The following is a 22,054-nucleotide window of genomic DNA, read 5'->3' on the forward strand; positions in this document are numbered from 1 at the left end:
GCCATCTCCCGGGCGGTAAGCCCGTTCGATCAGCTAGGCAACTTTTGAAGCTTAGCCCGCACCGCGCAGCAGAACCAAATCCGCTGGTTGGAAGGGAGCTAGTGTGATCATCAGGCGCTCTCGTTCTCCCCGGTGGGAGTCCGTGTCGCTCTGACCTGGAATAAGTTACGTGTTGGTTGTTCGCATGTCAAATCGCCTGTTCAGGAGGGGTTTTCGCGAAACAACCCCGTCATCCGATGTTCAGTCGGCGGTTCCCACGCGTTCGATCTCGGCGCCTAGACCACGCAGGTTCTCCACGAAAGACGGGTAACCCCGGTCGATGTGGAAGACATCGTGGACTTCGGTGACACCGTCGGCGACCAGACCCGCGAGGACCAGACCGGCGCCGGCACGAATGTCCGACGACCACACGGGCGCGCTCGACAGTCGCGGAATCCCGCGCACCACAGCGTGATGCCCATCGGTGCGGGCGTCGGCGCCCAGGCGGATCATCTCTTCCACGAAGCGGAAGCGCGCTTCGAAAATGTTCTCGGTGATCATCGAGGTGCCGTCGGCGATGGCGGCCAGGCCGATGGCCATCGGCTGCAGATCGGTCGGGAAGCCCGGGAAGGGCAGGGTCGAAAAGTTCACGGCGCGTGGACGATCCGACTGCACCACACGAAAACCGTCCGGTTCGAACGAGATTCGCGCGCCGGCCGAGCGCAGCTTGTCCAGCACGAGGGACAGGTGCTTGGGGTTGATGCCCGTCACCCGCACGTCGCCCTGGGTCATGGCCGCGGCGATACCCCACGTGGCGGCGACGATGCGGTCACCGATGACGCGGTGGTCGGTCGGCTGCAGCTTCTCCACGCCCTCGATGGTCAGCACGGAGGTGCCCGCGCCCTGGATCTTCGCGCCCATGCGCACCAGCATGTTGCACAGGTCGACGATCTCCGGCTCGCGCGCGGCGTTGTCGATGACCGTCTCCCCCTCGGCCAGCACCGCGGCCATCAGGATGTTCTCGGTCGCGCCCACGGACGGGAAGTCGAGGCGGATGCGCGCACCCTGCAGCTCCTCGGCGCGCGCCACCAGGCAGCCGTGCTCGATTTCGCTGGTCGCGCCCAGCAGGCGCAGACCCTGCTGATGCATATCGAGTGGCCGCGACCCGATGGCGTCACCACCCGGCAGCGCCACGACCGCGCGCTTGCAGCGCGCCATCAGCGGACCCAGCACGCACACCGAGGCGCGGAACTGGGTGACCGCCGGGAAGTCGGCGTGATACTTGGGTTCGGTGGGGGTCACGATGGTGACCGTCTCGTGGTCGACGGTGACATCGCAGCCGAGACCACGCAGCACGTCTGCCATCAGCGGCACATCCAGGATGTCCGGGCAGTTCGTGATGGTGGTCGTACCCTCGGCCAGCAGCGCGGCGGCCATCAGCTTGAGGACGCTGTTCTTCGCGCCGCCGACCGCGACCTCACCGACGAGCGTGCTGCCCCCGGTCACCAGAAACCGTTCACTCACGGGGGTCAGCCTAGTGGTCCGCATCCGTGCCCGTGGCTTGTCCGCCCGGCTGCCAGAGGATGTCGCCGTCGGGGTTGGCCACGCGGCCCAGGATGAACAGCAGGTCGGACAGCCGGTTCAGATATTTCGCGGGCAGAACGTTCGTGTCGTCCGGGTGTGCCGCGACCGCGGCCCAGGCCGATCGCTCGGCGCGGCGCGCGACCGTGCGGGCCACGTGCAGCAGTGCGGCCAGCGGGGTGCCACCGGGCAGAATGAACGAATTCAACGGCGCCAGAGGCTCATTGAACTCGTCACACCACTTCTCCAGCCGCTCGATGTAGGGCTCGGTGATGCGCAGCGGCGGGTACTTCGGGTCCTCGACCACCGGGGTGGAGAGGTCCGCGCCCGCGTCGAAGAGGTCGTTCTGGATCTGCCGGAGCACGGCGAGAATGCGTTCGTCGGGGTGCCCGAGCGAGATGGCGACGCCGAGGGCGGCATTGGCCTCGTCACAGTCGGCGTAGGCGATCAGCCGCGGGTCGGTCTTCGCCACTCGCGAGAAATCGCTGAGACCGGTGGTCCCGTCATCGCCGGTTCGGGTGTAGATCCGAGTCAGGTGCACGCTCACGCCACTCACCGTAACCCTCGGTAGCCGGTATGCCCGTCAGTAGTTCGGGCGACGTCGAATTCGTTCCGATGGGCGGGACTCCACCCAGGAGAGCAGGGCCGCCAGCGCGCCGCGGTCCAGGGCGACCTCGTAACTTCCGGCGCCGTCGGACAGTGTCACGATGGATTCGTCGGTCATGATGTCGTACTCGTCGCCCTGCGGGGAGCGGCGGTTGCCGACCTCGATGGCCAGGCGGCGCATGGTGGAATCCGGCCCGAGTTTGAGACTCGACAGTTTGTAGAAGACGAGGGTGTCCTCGTCGTAGCGGATCAGCCCGTGCCGCCAGCCGCCGCCGTGGCCCTTGGCGGGCAGTACCCGCAGCAGTGCGGCGGTGCCGCCGCGGCGCAGCATGATGAGCCGATAGATCGAGGCCAGGGCCAAGGCGACAAGCAGCAGCACCAGAATGATCAGAAGCACCATCCCGGTTTGCAATGCCGCTCCGTCCCTTCACATTCGCCAGCAGGTCGATCGTGCGCCGGCCGATGGCCGAACCCCGCCCGTGTGGTCGATAGTAGCGACCGCGTGATCACGGAGCCCGGCCATCCGCCGAATGTGACGTATGCCCTGTTCAGCCCATGGTGAAGGGTTGACCCCAGAGCGCGAGGTTTCCGATGAATGTCGTGGTGTCGATCTCGGCCAGGACGAAGGAGCGCGCCTGCGCGTAGCCGCCGCAACCGTTCACCTCGAAGGCCTCGTCCACCCACGTGACACTGGCGTGCGGGCCGGGCACCTTGTTGTACCGCTTGTGCGACTCCATGCCGTAGTCGTCGGGCTTCTCCAGGTCGAGCATGAGCCGGGCGACGGCCTGGCCGGGCGCGAGAGTGATTCCGCCGCCGAAGGACTCGCTCAGCGACGGCGTGATGTACGGCGCGGTCTGGCTGAGCGTGTTGGATTCACCGGCGTTCTCGTTCACCCCCAGCGAGGAGATGTCCATCTGGCAGCCGACCACGTAGCCGGGCGAGATCTTGATGGTCGCGGTGTCCGCGCTCGGTCCCGCCAGATCCACGCTGCCGACACCGGACACCCACACGTTGCGGTGGACCGGCGTGGACCCGAGCGACGGGCTCACCTTCGCCGACTCCTCGTCGATCCGAATGGTGATGGTGGTGCCGTCCGCCAATTCCCGGGTGATGATGCCGCCCGGTAGCGGAATGAACGTATCCGCGTCAGCGGTGCCGGTGTTTCCGAATCCGCAGCAGGCCACCGCGAGGGCCGCCACGAAAAGTCTCCCGCCCCGGGGATATGTGCCGATGCCGAACATGTGATCCCTTCGCGTCGGAAATTCGAAACGTCAGCCGATGCTGAACGGCTGCCCGTAGAGGGTGACCTTCTTGTAGTCCGCGCCGATGATCTCGACCACCGCGAACTGGCGGGCCTGGGCGTAGCCGGCGCAGCCCTGGATATCCATCGGGACGTCCTGGTACTGGATGGTGTAGCTACCGCTCTTGATCAACTCGATGTTGTTGATGGACAGCCACTTCACCTCGCCCGGCGACAGCGGGAAGCTGAAACCCGCCGAGATGCCCGGGGACATGAGCACCGTGACGGAGGTGTTGGCGCTGAGCGCACCGATGGCGACCTGGCATCCGACGATGTAGCCCACCGTGAGGTTGGACGAACCGTGGGTGCCCGAATTATTGGTGCCCGGAAATCCCTTGGGGCCGTTGTTGGGGCCGACGGTCCCGTCCGGCGTATCCACGTCGGCGACGACATTGCCGGTGAGCCAGGCCGAGCGGCCGGCTCCGTTGGCGGCGAGCGACGGCGAAATGATCGCGCGCTCACCGGTACTGGTTATTTTGACGCCGCCGCGTTCGATATGCCCGTCCGGCAGGGGAACCCATACGTCGGCGGAGGCCGCGCCCGGCGAGAAGAAACCCAGTGCGACCGCACCCGCTACTGCCAAGACAATCGATCGAAACCCGCTCATTCACCCCTCGCTCATCAGGTGCGCGCACGCGCAAACTCATTGCGGTAAAGCTGGAAGTGCTTGATAGCCAGGATTTCGCCGGAGTGCTTCAGATCGCATTAATTCCGGCGTTTGCATCTAACCACACGGTTCCGCGGGGACTTAACAGCACCGGCGAAATCGGTCCAACGAGCGCCCCACTCAGTGGGATCGCTCGTCGCCGATTTTTGGAACGCGTTCCTATTCTCGTTCCATGAGCCTGCGGCACCCGGCCGCATGGGAAGGAGTTTTCCGTGGAGATCACTGCGGCGGTGGCCCGCGGCGCACACGTGCCGTTCAGCCTGGAAACGGTGACGCTGGAGGACCCGCGGCCCGGCGAAGTGCTGGTGCGCATCGTCGCCACCGGCGTGTGCCACACCGATCTGGTCACCAAAAGCGTGTTCCCGCCGGAACTTCCGATCGTGGTCGGGCACGAGGGCGCGGGCATCGTGGAGCGGGTCGGCTCCGAGGTGACCGGCATCGCGCCCGGCGACCACGTGCTGCTGACCTACGCCAGCTGCGGCGACTGCCCGCGCTGCGCCGCTGGAACACCGTCCTACTGCGAGAATTTCGTCATTCTCAACACCTCGGGCGGGCGCTCGGATTTCACCTCCGCGCTGAGCAAGGACGGCGAGCGCGTGATGGGCGCGTTCTTCGGGCAGTCCAGCTTCGCCAGCTACGCGCTGGTGCCCGCCCGCACCATCGTGGTGGTCGACGAGGACGTGGATCTGGTGGCCACCGCACCGTTCGGCTGCGGCGTGCAAACCGGGGCGGGCGCGGTCACCAATGTGATGCGGCCGGGGCCGGACGACTCGCTGGCCATCTTCGGCGTCGGCGGGGTGGGCATGGCGGCACTCATGGCGGCTCGTGCGATCGGCGTGGGAACCATTGTGGCCGTGGATCTTTCGGCCGAGAGACTGGCGGTGGCCAAGGAGCTGGGCGCGGATGTGACCATCGACGGCGCGGCCGAGGACGTGGTGGCGCAGGTGATCGCCGCGACCGGCGGCGGCGCGCACTTCGCCCTGGACACCACGGCGCTGAATCCGGTCATCGCCAAGGGCCTGGAGGCGCTGCGGCCGCTGGGCACCCTGGTGCTCGTCGGCCTGGGCGAGGCCACCATGGAGGTCGAGATCGGGCATCTCACCGGAAACGGCAAGGCAATTCGGGGCTGCATCGAGGGCAGCGTGGATCCGCAGCAGTTCATCCCGCAATTGCTGGCCTGGCATCGCGAGGGGAAATTCCCCATCGAGAAGATCAGCAAGGTTTATCCGTTCGCGCAGATCAATGACGCCGTGGCCGATGCCGAGCGCGGCAGCACGATCAAACCGATCCTGATCCTCCCCTGAACGAAAAGAGCGGTGGCCCCGGGGAATTCCCCGGGGCCACCGCTCTTCTACGTGAAACTCAGGACTCGGCCGCCTTGGCGAGCGCGCGGACCTGGCCTTCGGCCTTGGTCCTCGCGGCCGCACTGGCGTCCGGATCGGCGAGCACGGCCTTGGCCGCGGCCTCGTCGATATCGCCTGCGAAATCAGCGGATTCGGCGAGCACCCGCACCGAGGTGCCGGTGACGGAGAAGAACCCACCGTGTACGGCGGCGACGATGCGCTCGCCGCTGTCGGCCACGATGGTCACCGTACCGGCCTCGACCAGCTGCCCGAGCAGCGGTTCGTGGCCGGCCAGAATGCCGATCTCACCCTCGGTGGTCTGGGCCGCGACGAAGCTCGCGCGGCCCGACCACAGCAGCCGCTCCACGGCTACCAGGTCAACGGACATATCTGCCATGGTGGACTACTTCCCGGCGATCTTCTTGGCAGCAGCCTCGACGTCGTCCAGGCCACCGCAGGAGTTGAACGCCTGCTCCGGCAGGTGGTCGAACTCGCCCTTGCAGACGCGATCGAAGTCGTCGATGGTCTGCTCCAGCGGCACGACGGAACCCGGCTGACCGGTGAACTTCTCGGCCACGATGAAGTTCTGGCCGAGGAACTTCTCCAGACGACGGGCGCGACCGACGAGGACCTTGTCCTCTTCGGAGAGCTCGTCCATGCCGAGGATGGCGATGATGTCCTGCAGTTCCTTGTACTTCTGCAGGATTCGCTTGACCTCGTTGGCCACCGCGAAGTGCCGATCGCCGACGATGGACGCCTCGAGGATACGAGAGGTCGAGGTCAGCGGGTCGACGGCCGGGTAGATGCCCTTCTGCGAGATCGGGCGGGAGAGCTCGGTCGTCGCATCGAGGTGGGCGAAGGTGGTGGCCGGCGCCGGGTCGGTGTAGTCGTCGGCGGGCACGTAGATCGCCTGCATCGAGGTGATCGAGCGGCCACGGGTCGAGGTGATCCGCTCCTGGAGCTGACCCATCTCGTCCGCCAGCGTGGGCTGGTAACCCACGGCCGAAGGCATACGACCCAGCAGGGTCGAAACCTCGGAACCGGCCTGGGTGAACCGGAAGATGTTGTCGATGAAGAGCAGCACGTCCTGGTTCTGCACATCGCGGAAGTACTCCGCCATGGTCAGCGCGGACAGGGCCACGCGCATACGCGTGCCCGGCGGCTCGTCCATCTGGCCGAAGACGAGGGCGGTGTCCTGGAGCACGCCCATCTCTTCCATTTCCAGGTGGAGGTCGGTGCCCTCACGGGTGCGCTCACCGACGCCCGCGAACACGGACGTACCGGAGAACTCACGCGCGATACGGGTGATCATCTCCTGGATCAGAACGGTCTTGCCGACACCGGCGCCACCGAACAGACCGATCTTGCCACCCTTCACGTACGGGGTGAGCAGGTCGATGACCTTGACGCCCGTCTCCAGGATCTCGGTCTTGCCCTCGAGCTGGTCGAAGGCGGGCGGCTGGCGGTGGATGCCCCACTGCTCGCCGTCGCGGCCCAGGCCGGGGGTGTCCAGGCAGTCGCCCAGGGCGTTGAACACGTGGCCCTTGACGATGTCACCGACGGGCACCGAGATCGGCTTGCCGGTGTCGCGCACCTCGACGCCACGCACCAGACCGTCGGTCGGCTGCATGGAGATGGTGCGAACGATGTTGTCGCCCAGGTGCTGTGCGACCTCGAGGGTCAGCGTCTTGGCAACGGACTTCAACGCGATGTCCACGTTGAGGGCGTTGTAGAGCTCAGGGATCGAACCGCGCGGGAACTCGACGTCCACGACGGGTCCGATGACGCGGGAGACGCGGCCTGTGCCGGCGCCAACCCGGGTTTCGTTAGTGACAGCTGCGGTCATTGCTTCTCTTCCTACGGCTTAGTCGCGGTCCGAGCTCGCCGCGAGCGCATTGGCGCCACCGACGATTTCCGTGATTTCCTGCGTGATTCCGGCCTGGCGCAACGAGTTCGCGGTACGGGTCAGTGAATTCACCAGTTCCGTAGCGTTATCGGTGGCCGCCTTCATAGCGGTGCGGCGCGCAGCCGACTCCGACGCCGCCGCATCGAGCAGCGACGAGTAGATGCGGGTGTTGATGTATTTCGGCAGCAAAGCGCCCAGCAGGCGATTCGCGTCCGGCTCGAACTCGTACTGCGCGTGGACATCCGCGGTCTCCGAATCGGAGAAGGCGTCCTCGCCCATGTCGTAGTTCTCGTCCACGTAGCTGACCTGGATGGGGGCCAGCCGGCGAACTTCCGGCTCCTGCGTCAGCATCGACACGAAACGCGTGTAGACGATGTGCAGTTCATCGACACCGGCCATGGTGCCCGCCCCGTTGGGGGTGGGAACCTCGCCGTCGGCGCCCGCCATGAACGCCTCGACCAGGTGGTTGCACGCAGCGGACGCGTCCACGTAGTTGGGCGACTGGGAGAACCCGGTCCACGATCCGTTCACACTGCGCTTACGGAAGGTGTAGTAGGTCAGGCCCTTCGCGCCCATCACGTACAGCACCGGCTCTTTGCCCTCGGAGCGCAGCGTGGTGACCAGTTCCTCGGCGCGCTTGAGCACGTTCGAGTTGTAGCCGCCGCACATGCCGCGGTCGGAGGTGATGACCAGGATCGCCGCCCGGCGCGGGTTCTCCCGCTCGGTGAGCAGCGGATGCGTGAGACTGCCACTGGCACTTGCCAATTCGGCGAGCACCTTGGTGATCTCTTCCGCGTACGGCTTGGCAGCCGCGACCCGGGCCTGCGCCTTGCTGATTCGCGAGCTCGCGATCAGCTCCTGCGCTTTGGTGATCTTCTTCGTCGAGTTGACGGAACGAATTCGGGAGCGCAGTTCGCGCACGCTTGGCATTAGCGGTTCACACTCCCTTCATTCCTCGAGTCAATCAGTCGCATGAGGTTCGCCCGTCTTACTTCTCGACGTGCTTGCGAGTGACGGACAGCGACTCGACCTCTTCGTGGTCGAGCTTGCCGGCCTCGGCCTCGTTCACGACGCGCGAGCCGTCGGAAGCCAGGAAGCCCTGCTTGAACTTGTCGGTCGCGGTCTTGATGGCCTCGGCCGCGTCGCCCTCGAGCGCCTTCGCGCCGCCCTGCAGGGCGTCGAAGGAGGACTGCACGGTGGAGTGCAGGTTCTCCAGCAGCTCGGAGTTGAAGCGGCGGATATCGGCGACCGGCACCGAGTCGTAGTAGCCACCGTCGACCAGGAACAGCGAAACAACCTGGTCCTCAACCGAAACCGGGGCGTACTGGTCCTGCTTGAGCAGCTCGACCCAGCGCGCGCCGCGCTCCAGCTGAGCCAGCGACGCGGCGTCCAGGTCGGAGGCGAAGGCGGAGAACGCCTCGAGCTCACGGTAGGAGGCCAGCTCCAGACGCAGCGAGCCGGAGACCTTCTTCATGGCCTTGGTCTGCGCGGCGCCACCGACTCGGGAGACGGAGATACCGACGTTGATGGCCGGGCGGACACCCTTGTTGAAGAGGTCCGACTCCAGGAACACCTGGCCGTCGGTGATGGAGATGACGTTGGTCGGGATGAACGCCGAGACGTCGTTGGCCTTGGTCTCGATGATCGGCAGACCGGTCATCGAACCCGCGCCCAGCTCGTCGGACAGCTTGGCGCAACGCTCCAGCAGACGCGAGTGCAGGTAGAAGACGTCACCCGGGTACGCCTCGCGGCCCGGCGGGCGGCGCAGCAGCAGCGAGATGGCGCGGTAGGCCTCGGCCTGCTTGGACAGGTCGTCGAACACGATCAGGACGTGCTTGCCCTGGTACATCCAGTGCTGGCCCAGCGCCGAACCGGTGTAGGGGGCCAGCCACTTGAAGCCGGCGGAGTCGGAGGCCGGGGCCGCGACGATGGTGGTGTACTCCATCGCGCCGTGCGCCTCGAGGGCCGCCTTCACGCCCGCGATGGTGGAACCCTTCTGGCCGATCGCGACGTAGATGCAGCGCACCTGCTTCGACGGATCGCCGGTGGCCCAGTTGGCCTTCTGGTTGATGATCGCGTCGACGCAGACCGCGGTCTTGCCGGTCTTGCGGTCGCCGATGACGAGCTGACGCTGGCCGCGGCCGATGGCGGTCAGGGCGTCGATGGCGGTGATGCCGGTGGCCATGGGCTCACCGACCGGCTGGCGCTCCAGCACGGTCGCGGCCTGCAGCTCGAGGACGCGACGCTCGTCGGCCTCGATCTCGCCCAGGCCGTCGATGGGGGCGCCCAGCGGGTCGATGACGCGACCCAGGAACTTGTCACCGACGGGGACCGAGAGCACGTCGCCGGTGCGGCGGACCTGCTGGCCCTCCTCGATGGTGTCGAACTCACCCAGGATGACGGCACCGATCTCGGTGTCCTCCAGGTTCAGCGCCACGCCGAGCACGCCGCCGGGGAATTCCAGCAGCTCGTTGGCCATCGCCGAGGGCAGGCCGCTGATGTGGGCGATACCGTCGCCGGTGTCGGTGACGACACCGACCTCTTCGATGGAGGTCTCGGGGGTGTAGCTCTGGGTGTAGCTCTCGATCGCGCTACGGATCTCATCGGGGGAGATCGTCAGCTCCGCCATGTTCTTCCTGCTCTCGCTGTGGTCGTAAGTCGGTGTGTTGATGCGCTCGCCGGCGGGCCGGCAATTCGATGCCGCCGAGTCTCTAGGCGAGAGACTGACGCAAGCGCTGCAGCCGGCCGACGGCGCTGCCGTCGATCAGGTCGTCGCCCACGCGCACGACGACGCCGGCCAGCAGGCTCGGGTCTTCCTGCACGTGCACCGTGATCGGCTTGTCGTAGATGCGCTGCAACGAGGCAGCCAGCTGCTCCCGCTGCTGCGGCGTCAGGGCGATCGCGGAGCGCACGTGCGCCACGATCTGATCCCGCAGCGACGCCGCCAGGTCGGACAGCTCGTCGATGGCGGCCCCGGCATCGCCCTTGTGGCGCAGCACGGCCTGCTCGACCAGCTGCAGGGTGATGTCCTCGACCTTGCCCGCGAGCAGACGCTGCACCAGGGCGCGCTTGGCATCCGCCGGCTTGCCGTGGTCCTGCAGCGCCTGCTCCAGGTCCGAGTTGTCGTCGATGATCCGGGCCAGCCGGAACAGCTCGTCTTCGACGGCGTTCAGGCGTCCGCGCTCGTCCGCGGCGCGCAGCAGCGCTTCGCGGCCGAGCAACACCAGGGACTCGACCAGGTCGCGGGCGCGGGACCAGTCCTGCGCCACCGCAGTGGTGAGCACCGTCTGGGTGGCTCCGCTGACCTTGCCGCCGAAGAGGCGTTCGGCCAGCTCGGCGCGGGCCGAACTCGACACCGACTTATCCGCGAGCGCCACACGCAGCGAACGCTGGTCGTCGAGGACGGCGACAACGGCGAACAGTTCGGAGCCCGTCGTGGCCGCGACGGTGTCGCTTCCGGTCAGAGCGGCCCGAAGAGCTTCCCGCGCACGGGAGCTCGCCTCGCGGCTCGCTGCGTACATGCTTCCCACTTTCGGTTCGTTACCTTCCGACCCCGATGCCGGCGTTCTGATCCAGCTCCGCGAGGAACTTGTCGATCGACGCCGCCTGCTTGGCCTCGTCGGCCACCGACTGACCGATGATCTTCTCGGCCAGGTCGACCGCGGTACGGCCCAGTTCGGACCGCAGCTCGGTCACGATCTGCTGGCGCTGAGCCTCCAGCTGCGAGTGACCCGCGGCGACGATGCGGTCGGCCTCGGCCTGAGCCTCGGTGCGCATCTGGGCGAGGATGGTCTGGCCCTGGGTGCGGGCCTCCTCACGGATACGAGCGGCCTCGAGGCGAGCCTCGGCCAGCTGCTCCTGGTACTGCTGCAGGGTGGCCTGCGCCTCGGCCTGCACGGCCTCGGCCTTGGCGATACCGCCCTCGATCTTCTCGGAACGCTCGGCCAGCACCTTGTTCAGACGCGGGACGACGTACTTGGCGAAGACAAAGGCGATAACGATGAAGACGACCGCAGACCAGACAATGTCATAGACCTCGGGGATGAGGGGGTTGACTTCTTCGGCCCCCTCAGCCGCGAGCAAGTAGGTGCTGTTCATCGTTGATTCCTAGTCTTTCGAGCCGGAATCAGAAAATGAAGCCGGCGACGAGACCGATCAGCGCCAGGGCCTCGGTGAACGCGATACCCAGGAACATGGTGGTCCGGATCTGGCCCTGCAGCTCGGGCTGACGGGCGATTCCCTCGATGGCCTTGCCGACGACGATGCCGACGCCGATGCCCGGGCCGATCGCGGCTAGGCCGTAACCGATGGCGCCGTAACCCTTGGACTTGGTCTCGACGACTTCCTGGGCCAGGTAGGAGAGGGTGCTCATGGTTTTTTGTTTTCCCTTTCTGTCGCCCACCCGCCGACGGCGTGTGAACAGGTTTGGTGTTGGTACCGGTCGGTCAGTGTGAGTCAGCGTGCTGCGCGAGACCGATGTAGACAGCGGTCAGCAGTGCGAACACGTATGCCTGCAGGAAGACCACCAAGAGTTCGAAGAGGGTGAAGCCGAAGCCCGCGAGCAGCGAGAACGGGGAGAACACCTTCATCCAGTTGGCGGCGTCGAACAGGAAGAACTGGGTGGCACTGAAGAACAGCACCAACATGATGTGGCCGGCCAGCATGTTCGCCATAAGACGGACGGTCAGGGTGAACGGGCGCAGCAGGAAGGTCGAGATGAACTCGATCGGGATCAGCAGCACGTGCAGCGCGGGCGGAACATTCGGAACCACGATGCTCGAGCGCATGTACTTCAGGAAGCCGTACTTCTTGATACCCACGTAGTTGAACGTGATGTACGCGACGACGGCCAGCACCAGCGGCATGCCGATTCGGGCATTCGAGGAAATGTTCAGGCCCGGAATGATGCCGGTGATGTTCAGGAACAGGACCGTGAAGAAGATCGACGCGATCAGCGGGAAGAACTTCTTGCCCGATTCCTTACCCAGGACCTCGTCGCAGATCTGCTCTCGGACGAAGACCAGGCCGGATTCGGCGACATTCTGCAGACCCCTCGGAACAAGCTTCGGGCTGCGGAATGCCAGCATCATCACGATGACGAGAACGGCCGCCATGAGGATGCGAATGAGCATCAAACGGTCGAGCTCGAAAGGCGTCCCCTCGAACAGCACAGCTGGAGGGAAGAAGTCGTTAAGCGACGGCGCGTGGAACTCGCCCGCCAAAGTGGTGACGCTCAGCGTTCTCTCCCGTGTTCGGGCCGCGGAAGATAGTTTTCTCCCGCGGTTCGATCGGACATTGACGATCTGGTGGGTCGACTCAGGTCGGCTCGAAGTTCGTCAGCAGCTGTTCGGGCTCGGCCCGGGCGTCTGTACGCGCGTCGGCGACATCGTCGACGGTGCAGAACCGTGACCCGTGGGGGTCCGGTACGGCTGTAAGCATAACCTGCTCTCAGGTGGGTCTCAGGTGACCCCCCCTGTTGATTCGGTTGGCTACAGGTAAAGAGTTTATCAAGTTATCTACGACAGCGTGTAGGGGGTCGCGGAAACAGTCGGTGAACTGCGCCGCGCCTACAGCTCCCGGTCCACCTCGACATACGGAACACGTTGCCGCAGAAGGCCGTACGTCTCCGCACCGAGCACCACCAGCAGTGCACCGATGACGGTGAGGAACAGCGCCATGGGGCTGTAGAAATCGAACTGCTTGAGAACCGCCACCACGACGAGGGCGACCAGCAGTTTTCCGACCCAGCTACCCAGCAGCACAATGCCCTGCAAACCGGATTCGATCTTGGCGCTGAAAAGCACCGAGGCCGCGGTCGTCAGGATGAATCCACCGCCGATGGCGGCTCCGAGCAGGGCGCCCCAGAGACCGGGGACACCCGCGAAAACGGACGACAGAATCGCCGAAATCACCACCAGCACAGCCAAACCCATGAGGCCGTAGCGCAGCGCCGCCCGCAGCGGGGCGTCCGGATGGGGATTGGAAGACGTGCTCACGTCAGGCCACTCTACCGGGCGGTCGGATTCGGTCCGGCGGGCGGTTTACGACCGGGCCGCACCAGCAGCTCCCGCCAGGACGGCACCGCGGTCACGATCAACGCGAAAACCAATCCGGCCGCGAACAACAGCACCACCAGGGTGCGATCGGTGATGAGTGAGCTGCCGACCGCCCCGAATGCGAGCACGCTCACCCACAAGTAGATCAGCAGCACCACGCGTCGCACGGAATGGCCGATCTGCAGCAGCCGGTGATGCAGATGCATTTTGTCCGGAGTGGAAAAACTCACACCCGCGCGCACCCGCCGGACGATCGCCATTACAAGATCGAGTACCGGAATGAACATCACCGCACCCACCAGCAACAACGGTGACAGCAGACCCACGATGTCGCGCGGGCCGTAGCCCTGCAGCGGAATTCTTCCGGAAGCGCCCGTGGACACCGCGGCCAGCATCAATCCAATGAGCATCGAGCCGGAATCACCCATGAAAATTCGGGCCGGCTGAAAATTGTGCGGCAGAAATCCGAGACAGCCACCGGCCAGCGCCGCCGCCAGCAACGCCGGCGGATAAGTGTCGGTGGCCCCGCCCACCTCGTAGAGCAGGCCGACGGTGAACACGAACACCGCGACCGAGGTGATGAAGCCCATCCCGGCGGCCAGACCGTCGAGGCCGTCGATGAAATTGAAGGCGTTGATCATGGTGACGGTGATGGCGACCGTCACCAGTCCGCCCTGCAGGGGATCGAGCACCACGGTCGTATTGGTGAACGGGTTGTAGATGGCCACCCAGCTCAGGCCCATCACCGCCATGACGCCCGCGGCGGTCACCTGGCCGACGAATTTCGTGAGCGCGTCCAGACCCCAGCGGTCGTCGATGATGCCGACCAGCACGATGATCGCCGTGGCCGCGAGCACGGCCGGAATGTCCTTGGGATATTCGAATCCCCGGCGCAGCGCGGGCAACTGGTGCGCGAACGCGACAGCGGCCAGTACGCCGAGGTAGATGCCGACACCGCCCATGCGTGGGGTCGGCGTCACGTGCACGTCGCGGTCACGCGGGATCGCCACGGCCCCGAAGCCGATGGCGATCACCCGGATGCCGCCCGTGCTCAGAAACGTGATGACGGCCGCGACCAGCAGCACCAGCAGCAGCTCCCGCAGTGGGACGACCGCACCCTGGCTGAATACGCCCTGACTCAGCAACATCTACGAGGCCGTCACCGCGCGTCCTGCGCGAGCAACTCCTCGGGGGTCAGCCCGAGCACCTCCCCGATCTTCTCGGCCGGGATGGCGCCCTCGCGCAGAATGCGCGGCACATCGGAGGTGAGATCCACGATGGTCGAGGCCAGGCCGTGGTCGGCCTTGCCGCCGTCGAGGTACACGCTCACCAGATCACCCAGCTGCGCCTTGGCCTCGTCCACGGTGGTGGCCGGCGGCTGCCCGGAGACGTTCGCACTCGACACCGCCAGCGGGCCGACCTCACGCAGCAGCTCCAGCGCCACGGGGTGCAGCGGCATCCGCAGCATGACCGTCCCGCGGGCGTCGCCCAGATCCCAGGCGAGCGAAGGGGCCTGCTGCACAACGAGACTCAGCGCCCCGGGCCAGAACGCCCGGATCAACTCGCGAGCCTGCGGCCGCACCGAGAACACCAGCCCGTCGATCGTGTTCCACGACCCGACGAGCACCGGCACCGGCATATCCCGCCCCCGCCGTTTGGCCGCCAGCAGCGCCGCGACAGCCTGGCTGTCGAAGGCGTCGGCCGCGATGCCGTAGAGCGTGTCGGTCGGAATGACAGCCAGCCGCCCAGATTTCAGTGCACTCCGCGCCGCGTTCAGCCCGGCAGCCCGCGAATCCTGATCGGCACAGTCGTAGACGGTACTCACGCGCAACATCTTGGCACGGATGAACTCTCCATAGCTCTCAGGGGCTTCGCCCCCGAACCCCCGCAGGATTTTCCGGGGCTCCCGCCCCGAACCCCGGAGACTATCTCAGGGGCTCCTGCCCCGAACCCCGGAGACTATCTCAGGGGCTCCTGCCCCGAACCCCGGAAAGTCGGAGGGCAACCGAAGTCCCTGTGGCCCCGGACGCGCACACGCCGTTTCGGATCCACCGTGCGCGCCGCGTTCGGATCGAACAACTCAGCCGGATATGCGGCGCGCCGAGACGAAACGCGGCTTTCCGGCCAGATCGGGATGTTCGGCGATCTCGGTGAAACCGCCGTCGGCGGTGAAGAGGGCGGCCACGCCGGAGCCGTTGGTGTCGTCGTGTTCGACCGCGGTGACGCCGTCGGCGCGCAGCAGGCGGGCGATGGTGGCGATCATGGGGCGGATGACGGACAGGCCGTCGGGGCCGCCGAAGAGCGCGCGGTGCGGATCGTGGTCCACCACTTCGGGATCCAGGGTCGCGGCCTCGGGGATGTAGGGCGGGTTGGATACGACGATGTCGACCTTCCCGTTGAGATGGTGGAGGATCTCGGGGTCCGCGACATCGCCGGCGTGCAGGTTGACGGGGGTGTCGCCTTCGTCTGCCAGTTGCAGGGCGTTGCGTTTGGCCCAGGCGAACGCCTCGGGGTCGAGTTCGACCGCGTGCACTTCGGCATCGGGGCGGGCGTGGGCGATGGCCAGGGCCAGGGCGCCCGAACCGGTGCACAGGTCGACGACCACGGGGTGGCGGTCGTGGGTGAGAGCCTCCGCATGCGCCAGGGCCCAGGCGAAGAGGAGTTCGGTTTCGGGGCGGGGGATGAAAACGCCGGGGCCCACCGCGAGATCGATGTCGCCCATCGCGGCGGTACCCGTAAGGTGTTGCAGCGGAATGCGTTCCGCGCGGCGGGCGACCAGTTTACGGAACTCTTCGAGCTGGTCGGGGTCGACCGTGGGGGTCAGCGCCAGGCGCATGCGGTCCACGCCGAGCACGTGGGCGGCCAGGAGTTCGGCGTCGGTGTGTGGGCTGGGGACGCCCGCGGCTTCCAGGATTTCGGCGGCCTCGCGAATCGCCGGCCGCAGAGGTGTGCGATTCATGGTGGTCATTCCGCCTCTCCACGGATGGGCCGAGCGTTGTCGAGATCGAGCGAGATCGAGCGAAGGGCCCGCGGCGAGCCTTCGGATTGCGGGCCGACAGGTCCGGAGGGGAACCCATGTTCCCATGAAAACCCAAGCACCTCGCGGGGTTTGCCGCCACCGGAAGGGTTGTCCCGGCGAGCCGGGCGGTTTCCTGATTCCCGCGCGCGCCGCAGGGCATCGCAGCTGATGCGAGCCCTGCGGCGGCGATTACGCGGTGCCGGTCACTCCGCGGCGAGGCGGGCGGCGCGGTCGGCTTCGCCGAGTGCGGTGAACAGGTCCTCGAGGTTGCCCTGCAGCACCGAGTCCAGGTTGTGCGCCTTGAAGCCGATGCGGTGGTCGGCGATGCGGTTCTCCGGGAAGTTGTAGGTGCGGATGCGCTCGGAGCGGTCCACGGTGCGGATCTGCGAGGCACGGCCCGCGGCGGCGTCGGCGTCGGCCTGCTCCTCGGCGAGGGCCTGGAGCCGAGCCGCGAGCACCTGCTTGGCGCGGATCTTGTTCTGCAGCTGCGAGCGTTCGTTCTGGCAGGTCACCACAAGCCCGGTGGGCAGGTGGGTGATGCGCACGGCGGAGTCGGTGGTGTTGACGCCCTGACCGCCCTTACCGGAGGACCGGTACACGTCGATGCGCAGATCCTTCTCGTCGATCTCCACCTCGGCGACCTCGTCCGGTTCCGGGTACACGAGCACACCGGCGGCCGAAGTGTGAATGCGCCCTTGGGATTCGGTCACCGGCACGCGCTGCACGCGGTGCACGCCGCCCTCGAACTTGAGCTTGGACCACACGCCGTCGCGGGTGGGTTCCTTGCTCTTGATGGAGAAGCTGGCCTCCTTGTACCCGTCCAGATCGGAGTAGGTGACGCCGAGGACCTCGACCTTCCACCCGTGCCGCTCCGCGTACCGGATGTACATGCGGGCCAGATCGGCGGCGAACAGCGCCGACTCCTCGCCGCCCTCACCGGATTTCACCTCGAGCACGACATCGTCGCCGTCGTGCGGGTCGCGCGGCGCGAGCAGATCGGTGAGCGCCTTGTCGAGCTCCTCGACCTGCGCCTCGAGTCCCGGCACCTCCGCGGCGAACGACGAGTCGTCGGCCGCGAGCTCCCGGGCGGCGGCGAGATCGTCCCGCGCGCCGGTCAGCTTGTTGTAGGTGGCCATGATCGGGCCGAGTTCGGCGAACCGCTTACCCACGCGCCGGGCCGCGCCCGGGTCGTTGTGCAGTGCCGGATCCGAGAGCTGGATTTCCAGCCCGGCGTATTCGGCCAGGATGTCGTCGATCGCGTTCGGGGCCGTATTCCTGTCGGCCATCGCGGTGTCCTCCTGTCGGGGGTGCTGCTAGTAGGTCCACAAACGCACCGACGCCCGGCCTGCAGGATGCAGGACGGGCGTCGGCGGGACAGCTACTTGGCAGCCTTGGAGCGCTTGCCGTAGCGAGCCTCGAAGCGAGCCACGCGGCCACCGGTGTCCAGAATCTTCTGCTTGCCCGTGTAGAACGGGTGGCACTGGGAGCAGACCTCGACCGTGATCTGGCCTGACTCCTTGGTGCTCTTGGTCTGGAAGGTGTTGCCGCAGCCGCACACGACCGTGGTGTCCACGTACGTGGGGTGAATTCCTGCCTTCATGGGTGTCCTTTCGAATGGCTCCGGGTCGCCTGATTTCGTGACGTGAACCGGAACCGACTAGAGGCATGGTTGCCGACGGACCAGTATAGCGGCAGGTTACCCGTGATTATTCCAGCCCCCCATGAAAGTACGGGCACGCATATTCGCGGCTCCCGAGCGAGGCTGGAAGTCGAGTAGTTCGCTACTCAGGAATACGAACACCGGTGTTCATAGAGTTCGTGTCCAGGTGAGAGTCCCACGGCGATCGGAAGGACAAACTGTGACCAGGAAGGACGCGGAAACACTCGCGGGGTGGGTCCTGGCCACGTTGGCGATTCTGGTGGTCGTGGGCTGGTGGACCGCTCCCGGGGAGTCCGCACATGCGGTGGGGCCCCTGAATCCGACCCCTGCCCCACCGCTCGGGGACGGCACCCTCACCTACACAGCGGTCACGGCGTCCGGTGTTGGGCCCGACGCCGTGACCGCGCCCATCCTGATCTTCATGATCGCCGGAGCCATGCTCGTCGGGCTGCTGTTCTTCAGCCCGCGGCCGCTACCCCGGAAACGGCGACAGCCCCGCCGAAGCGGGGCTGTCGTCGCGTATTACCTACTGCGCCAAGCCTATTCGTCGATCGCGCCCGGGGCGGTCTTGGAGACCGTCATGAGGAACTCGACATTGCTCTTGGTCTTCTTCAACCGGTCGACGAGCAGGTCGATGGCCTGATGCGAGTCCAGGCCGGACAGCACGCGGCGCAGCTTGTGCAGCACGGCCGCCTCGTCGGGCGACATCAGTAGATCGTCGCGGCGGGTGCCGGACGGGTTGACGTCGACGGCCGGGAACACGCGGCGCTCGGCGATCTTGCGATCGAGCTTGAGCTCGGCGTTACCCGTGCCCTTGAACTCCTCGAAGATGACCGTGTCACCGGTGGAGCCGGTCTCCACCATCGCGGTGGCGATGATGGTGAGCGAGCCGCCGTTCTCGATGTTGCGGGCCGCGCCGAGGAACCGCTTGGGCGGGTACAGCGCGGTGGAATCCACACCACCGGAAAGGATTCGGCCCGACGCCGGGGACGAGTTGTTGTACGCGCGGCCCAATCGGGTGATCGAGTCGAGCAGCACGACGACGTCCTGACCCATCTCCACCAGTCGCTTGGCCCGCTCGATGGCGAGTTCGGCGACGGAGGTGTGGTCGCTCGGCGGCCGGTCGAACGTGGAGGCGATGACCTCGCCGCGCACGGAGCGCTGCATATCGGTCACTTCCTCGGGACGCTCGTCCACCAGCACCACCATCAGGTAGCACTCGGGGTTGTTGACCGAGATCGCGTTGGCGATGTCCTGCATGATCGTGGTCTTACCCGCCTTGGGCGGGGACACGATCAGCGCGCGCTGGCCCTTGCCGATCGGCATGATCAGGTCGATGATGCGCGTGGTCAGCTTGTTGGGCTGGGTCTCGAGCCGCAGGCGCTGGTTCGGGTACAGCGGGGTGAGCTTGCTGAATTCCGGTCGGCGCTTGGCGGATTCGATATCCGAGCCGTTGACGGTGTCCAGTCGCACCAGCGGATCGAACTTCTGCCGCTGGTTGCTCTGGTCGCCGTCGCGCGGGGCGCGGACCGCGCCGGTGATGGCGTCACCGCGGCGCAGGCCGTTCTTGCGGACCAGGTTCATCGACACGTACACGTCGTTCGGGCCGGCCAGGTAGCCGGAGGTGCGGACGAACGCGTAGTTGTCGAGGACATCCAGGATGCCGGCGACGGGCTGCAGGACGTCGTCCTCGCGGATCTCCAGCTCGCGGGTCTCCCCGGTGGCGGCGCCGCCCTCGCGGTCCCGTCCACGGCGACGCTCGCGGAAGCGACGGCCCCGGCGACCGCGGCCGCCTTCCTCGTCGTCCTCGTCGCGGGCCCGGTCACGGTTCTCGCCGCGCGGGGTGCCGTTCTGGTTGCCCTGCTGGTTCCGGCCGTTCTGCTGGTTGCGGTCGCCCTGACCACGGTCGCCACCGGAGTTGCGATCACCCTGGTTACGGTCGCGGCGGCGCTCGCCACCCTCCTGCTCCGGCTTCGACTCGCCCGCGGCGGTCTCGGTCGCGGTCTCGGCGTTGCCGGTCGCGGCGGCGGCGCGCTGCTCGCGGCCCCGGCGCTGCCGGCCACGGCCGCGCTCGCCACGATCGCGGCCCTCGTCGCCGCCGTCGCGGCCTTCGGCCTCGTCCCGCTTGTTCTCGCGCGACTCTTCGCGGACCGGCTGCTCGGCCTTCTTGGCCGGGGCTTCGTCGGTCTTCGCGGGAGCCGAATCCGCCTTGGCGGGAACGGTTTCCGTCTTCGGCGCGACGGCCGGCCCGGACTCCCCACCGGTCGGCGCCTCGGCCTTGGTCTTGGCCTGCTTCCCCGCCGCCTTCGGCGCGGCGGTGGCCTTGGCGCCGCCGGACTGGTTCTCCTTGATGGCGGCGATGAGATCACCCTTACGCATCCCGGAAGTGCCTCGGATACCGAGTTCTCCCGCAAGCGCACGCAACTGCGGCAACAACATTCCAGTCAGCCCCGATCGTGCGACGTCAGTTTGTTCGCTCATCTTCGAAATCTGTCCGGAGTCACTTTCGCGAATACCCGAGGAAGCGCTTTCCACATCGGGTGTCGCGAGCAGGTCCGTATCTGTCACGGAAATCCTTTCCTTCCCTCGAGTGCCTTTTGCCTGTTCGAGGGTTCCTCCTGCAATCCGGTCTTCCACCGGATTCGGATGCCGTATCGCGCCTGCCCCGCCGTGCCTGCGGCTTCGCCACCGCGTGGGCTTCGCCACCAATACAAGAAGGTGGGAGAGATCATTCCAGTTGACTGGCTACCCCCAAGTTTCGAGCCTCAAGCCTCGAGCCTGAGCAAGGAGCCTCTGGAGCGATTTGCCCTGATGAAGCACCGGCGTCTGACGCGCACGATGTACGGACTCCGTCAGAATAGCTCTCGGCCTGTACATCGGCAAGGCAGCCACGCTGTCAATCCCGCTTTGCGCGTCGGATCAGTCCACCAGAACGCCGTCGGCGATACCCGGTTCGAGCACGCGCAGCCCGTCCGAGATCGCGAGTTCCCGCAGCTCGGCAGGGAATTCGCCGGTCAGCCAGGCCAAGACGGTCGGGCCCGCGCCCGACACCGTGGCGGGGATTCCGGCATCCCGCAGCCGCTCGATCCACTTGGTGGTGAGCGGCAGCGCGGAAGCGCGGTAGCCCTGATGTAGCCGGTCGGCCGTGGCGGCCATCAGCAGATCGGGACGTTGCGTCAAGGCCACTACCGCGAGCGCGGCGCGGGAGACGTTGAACGCGGCATCGCCGTGCGGAACCATATCCGGCAGCAGCCCCCGGGTGTGCGCGGTGGACGAGCGCTCCTCGGGGATGAGTACGACGGGGCGCAGCGACGGATGCGGCTCCAGACGCACTGCGCGATAGGTGCGAATGTGGTGGTCTGCGGCCCCGTTTCCGTTGGCAGGCTGGTCGGTTTCCGTCCAGGACACCACAATTCCGCCCAGAATGCTCGCCGACGCGTTGTCCGGATGTCCTTCGAACTCCGAAGCCAGTTGCACCAGCACGTCATTGCCGTAGGCGAGGCCCGCGTCGAACTTCGCGGCCAGGCCGCGGCCGGCGGCCAGTCCGCCGACCACCGCCGAAGCCGAGGAACCCATACCCCGCGAATGCGGAATCACGTTGCGGCACACCACGTCCAGACCATCGGCCCAGACGCCCGCGGCCTGCAGGCCGCGTTCGATGGCGCGCACCACCAGATGCGAAGGGCCCCAGGGCACGTCGTCCGCGCCCTCACCCTCCACGCGGATGGTGAGCCCGGAGTCCGTGGTGGACACCGCGATCTCGTCGTACAGACCCAAAGCGATTCCGAGGGAATCGAAACCGGGACCCAGGTTGGCGCTGGACGCCGGAACCCGCACGGTGACGGTGATTCCGGCGGGCAGGGTCCTGGTCATGTCGGCGGCTCGCTGGCGCTCGCCACCGTCATGCCCAGTCGGGCCGGCTTCATGGCTCTCTCGC

Annotated in this window: 23 protein-coding genes; 2 read left to right on the forward strand and 21 right to left on the reverse strand. The window is 66.6% G+C overall.

The window, feature by feature from the left end; translation table 11 throughout:
* Positions 1–240 precede the first annotated feature (240 nt).
* The 5 genes from murA to JK358_RS10760 form a co-directional block, all read right to left on the reverse strand.
* Positions 241–1,503, reverse strand: coding sequence for a UDP-N-acetylglucosamine 1-carboxyvinyltransferase (murA, locus tag JK358_RS10740; protein ID WP_201946323.1), 1,263 nt, complete (start codon positions 1,501–1,503; stop codon positions 241–243).
* A gap of 10 nt (positions 1,504–1,513) precedes the next feature.
* Positions 1,514–2,107: a cob(I)yrinic acid a,c-diamide adenosyltransferase gene (locus JK358_RS10745; RefSeq protein WP_201946325.1), complete on the reverse strand. Its 594-nt coding sequence runs from the start codon at positions 2,105–2,107 to the stop codon at positions 1,514–1,516.
* A gap of 36 nt (positions 2,108–2,143) precedes the next feature.
* Positions 2,144–2,566, reverse strand: a complete 423-nt coding sequence (locus JK358_RS10750) for a DUF2550 domain-containing protein (RefSeq protein ID WP_201946327.1) — start codon at positions 2,564–2,566, stop codon at positions 2,144–2,146.
* 148 nt (positions 2,567–2,714) lie between these two features.
* Positions 2,715–3,365, reverse strand: coding sequence for an MspA family porin (locus tag JK358_RS10755; protein ID WP_307817453.1), 651 nt, complete (start codon positions 3,363–3,365; stop codon positions 2,715–2,717).
* Between the two features lie 72 nt (positions 3,366–3,437).
* Positions 3,438–4,049, reverse strand: coding sequence for an MspA family porin (locus JK358_RS10760; protein ID WP_307817454.1), 612 nt, complete (start codon positions 4,047–4,049; stop codon positions 3,438–3,440).
* Positions 4,050–4,345: 296 nt separating this feature from the next.
* Between JK358_RS10760 and JK358_RS10765 the strand changes: the two genes are divergently transcribed.
* On the forward strand, positions 4,346–5,437 hold the full coding sequence (locus JK358_RS10765; protein WP_201946334.1) for an NAD(P)-dependent alcohol dehydrogenase: 1,092 nt from the start codon (positions 4,346–4,348) through the stop codon (positions 5,435–5,437).
* Between the two features lie 58 nt (positions 5,438–5,495).
* Here the strand turns inward: JK358_RS10765 and JK358_RS10770 are convergent, their stop codons facing one another.
* From JK358_RS10770 to atpB, 8 genes are all read right to left on the reverse strand, one after another.
* Complete coding sequence (locus JK358_RS10770; RefSeq protein ID WP_201946335.1) at positions 5,496–5,873, reverse strand: F0F1 ATP synthase subunit epsilon; 378 nt, start codon at positions 5,871–5,873, stop codon at positions 5,496–5,498.
* Between the two features lie 6 nt (positions 5,874–5,879).
* Complete coding sequence (atpD, locus tag JK358_RS10775; protein WP_181583315.1) at positions 5,880–7,322, reverse strand: F0F1 ATP synthase subunit beta; 1,443 nt, start codon at positions 7,320–7,322, stop codon at positions 5,880–5,882.
* Between the two features lie 18 nt (positions 7,323–7,340).
* Complete coding sequence (locus JK358_RS10780) at positions 7,341–8,312, reverse strand: F0F1 ATP synthase subunit gamma (RefSeq protein WP_201946336.1); 972 nt, start codon at positions 8,310–8,312, stop codon at positions 7,341–7,343.
* 58 nt (positions 8,313–8,370) lie between these two features.
* The gene (gene atpA / locus JK358_RS10785; RefSeq protein ID WP_201946337.1) at positions 8,371–10,011 is read right to left on the reverse strand and encodes a F0F1 ATP synthase subunit alpha; all 1,641 of its coding nucleotides are present in this window, start codon (positions 10,009–10,011) and stop codon (positions 8,371–8,373) included.
* A gap of 82 nt (positions 10,012–10,093) precedes the next feature.
* Positions 10,094–10,903, reverse strand: coding sequence for a F0F1 ATP synthase subunit delta (locus tag JK358_RS10790; protein ID WP_201946339.1), 810 nt, complete (start codon positions 10,901–10,903; stop codon positions 10,094–10,096).
* 19 nt (positions 10,904–10,922) lie between these two features.
* A complete protein-coding gene (locus tag JK358_RS10795) occupies positions 10,923–11,480 on the reverse strand; it encodes a F0F1 ATP synthase subunit B (protein ID WP_201946342.1) in 558 nt (185 codons plus the stop codon).
* A gap of 28 nt (positions 11,481–11,508) precedes the next feature.
* Positions 11,509–11,754, reverse strand: a complete 246-nt coding sequence (locus JK358_RS10800; RefSeq protein ID WP_201946344.1) for an ATP synthase F0 subunit C — start codon at positions 11,752–11,754, stop codon at positions 11,509–11,511.
* Positions 11,755–11,827: 73 nt separating this feature from the next.
* Positions 11,828–12,619 (reverse strand): F0F1 ATP synthase subunit A, encoded by a 792-nt coding sequence (atpB, locus tag JK358_RS10805; protein ID WP_504739708.1) that lies wholly within the window; start codon positions 12,617–12,619, stop codon positions 11,828–11,830.
* Between atpB and JK358_RS39135 the strand changes: the two genes are divergently transcribed.
* Complete coding sequence (locus tag JK358_RS39135; RefSeq protein ID WP_232851140.1) at positions 12,507–12,791, forward strand: hypothetical protein; 285 nt, start codon at positions 12,507–12,509, stop codon at positions 12,789–12,791. The genes atpB and JK358_RS39135 overlap by 113 nt on opposite strands.
* Before the next feature lie 158 nt (positions 12,792–12,949).
* Here the strand turns inward: JK358_RS39135 and JK358_RS10810 are convergent, their stop codons facing one another.
* The 8 genes from JK358_RS10810 to thrB form a co-directional block, all read right to left on the reverse strand.
* Positions 12,950–13,378, reverse strand: a complete 429-nt coding sequence (locus JK358_RS10810; protein ID WP_201946346.1) for a Cg1360 family ATP-synthase-associated protein — start codon at positions 13,376–13,378, stop codon at positions 12,950–12,952.
* Between the two features lie 11 nt (positions 13,379–13,389).
* On the reverse strand, positions 13,390–14,586 hold the full coding sequence (locus JK358_RS10815; RefSeq protein WP_201946348.1) for an MraY family glycosyltransferase: 1,197 nt from the start codon (positions 14,584–14,586) through the stop codon (positions 13,390–13,392).
* An 11-nt stretch (positions 14,587–14,597) separates the two neighbouring features.
* Positions 14,598–15,263, reverse strand: a complete 666-nt coding sequence (locus tag JK358_RS10820) for an L-threonylcarbamoyladenylate synthase (RefSeq protein ID WP_201946351.1) — start codon at positions 15,261–15,263, stop codon at positions 14,598–14,600.
* Between the two features lie 255 nt (positions 15,264–15,518).
* Entirely contained in the window at positions 15,519–16,397 is an 879-nt protein-coding gene (prmC, locus tag JK358_RS10825) for a peptide chain release factor N(5)-glutamine methyltransferase (RefSeq protein ID WP_201947237.1), read from the reverse strand.
* 263 nt (positions 16,398–16,660) lie between these two features.
* Positions 16,661–17,743 carry a peptide chain release factor 1 gene (prfA, locus tag JK358_RS10830; RefSeq protein WP_201946353.1) on the reverse strand — a complete coding sequence of 361 codons (1,083 nt, stop codon included), beginning with the start codon at positions 17,741–17,743 and terminating at the stop codon, positions 16,661–16,663.
* Between the two features lie 92 nt (positions 17,744–17,835).
* Complete coding sequence (gene rpmE / locus JK358_RS10835) at positions 17,836–18,057, reverse strand: 50S ribosomal protein L31 (RefSeq protein WP_201946355.1); 222 nt, start codon at positions 18,055–18,057, stop codon at positions 17,836–17,838.
* Between the two features lie 600 nt (positions 18,058–18,657).
* Positions 18,658–20,685, reverse strand: coding sequence for a transcription termination factor Rho (gene rho, locus JK358_RS10840; protein ID WP_307817456.1), 2,028 nt, complete (start codon positions 20,683–20,685; stop codon positions 18,658–18,660).
* Between the two features lie 351 nt (positions 20,686–21,036).
* Complete coding sequence (gene thrB, locus JK358_RS10845; protein WP_201946359.1) at positions 21,037–21,990, reverse strand: homoserine kinase; 954 nt, start codon at positions 21,988–21,990, stop codon at positions 21,037–21,039.
* Positions 21,991–22,054: the final 64 nt, after the last annotated feature.

Origin of the sequence: Nocardia acididurans, from assembly GCF_016741815.1 — a bacterium.
GTDB lineage: Bacteria > Actinomycetota > Actinomycetes > Mycobacteriales > Mycobacteriaceae > Nocardia > Nocardia acididurans.

Coding starts and splice junctions, on each gene's coding strand:
- JK358_RS10750 (WP_201946327.1), bottom strand. CDS start 2,566: ATGGTGCTTCTGATCATTCTGGTGCTGCTGCTTGTCGCCTTGGCCCTG.
- JK358_RS10770 (WP_201946335.1), bottom strand. CDS start 5,873: ATGGCAGATATGTCCGTTGACCTGGTAGCCGTGGAGCGGCTGCTGTGG.
- atpD (WP_181583315.1), bottom strand. CDS start 7,322: ATGACCGCAGCTGTCACTAACGAAACCCGGGTTGGCGCCGGCACAGGC.
- JK358_RS10780 (WP_201946336.1), bottom strand. CDS start 8,312: ATGCCAAGCGTGCGCGAACTGCGCTCCCGAATTCGTTCCGTCAACTCG.
- atpA (WP_201946337.1), bottom strand. CDS start 10,011: ATGGCGGAGCTGACGATCTCCCCCGATGAGATCCGTAGCGCGATCGAG.
- JK358_RS10790 (WP_201946339.1), bottom strand. CDS start 10,903: ATGTACGCAGCGAGCCGCGAGGCGAGCTCCCGTGCGCGGGAAGCTCTT.
- JK358_RS10795 (WP_201946342.1), bottom strand. CDS start 11,480: ATGAACAGCACCTACTTGCTCGCGGCTGAGGGGGCCGAAGAAGTCAAC.
- JK358_RS10800 (WP_201946344.1), bottom strand. CDS start 11,754: ATGAGCACCCTCTCCTACCTGGCCCAGGAAGTCGTCGAGACCAAGTCC.
- JK358_RS39135 (WP_232851140.1), top strand. CDS start 12,507: ATGAGCATCAAACGGTCGAGCTCGAAAGGCGTCCCCTCGAACAGCACA.
- JK358_RS10815 (WP_201946348.1), bottom strand. CDS start 14,586: ATGTTGCTGAGTCAGGGCGTATTCAGCCAGGGTGCGGTCGTCCCACTG.
- prmC (WP_201947237.1), bottom strand. CDS start 16,397: ATGAATCGCACACCTCTGCGGCCGGCGATTCGCGAGGCCGCCGAAATC.
- prfA (WP_201946353.1), bottom strand. CDS start 17,743: ATGGCCGACAGGAATACGGCCCCGAACGCGATCGACGACATCCTGGCC.
- rpmE (WP_201946355.1), bottom strand. CDS start 18,057: ATGAAGGCAGGAATTCACCCCACGTACGTGGACACCACGGTCGTGTGC.
- thrB (WP_201946359.1), bottom strand. CDS start 21,990: ATGACCAGGACCCTGCCCGCCGGAATCACCGTCACCGTGCGGGTTCCG.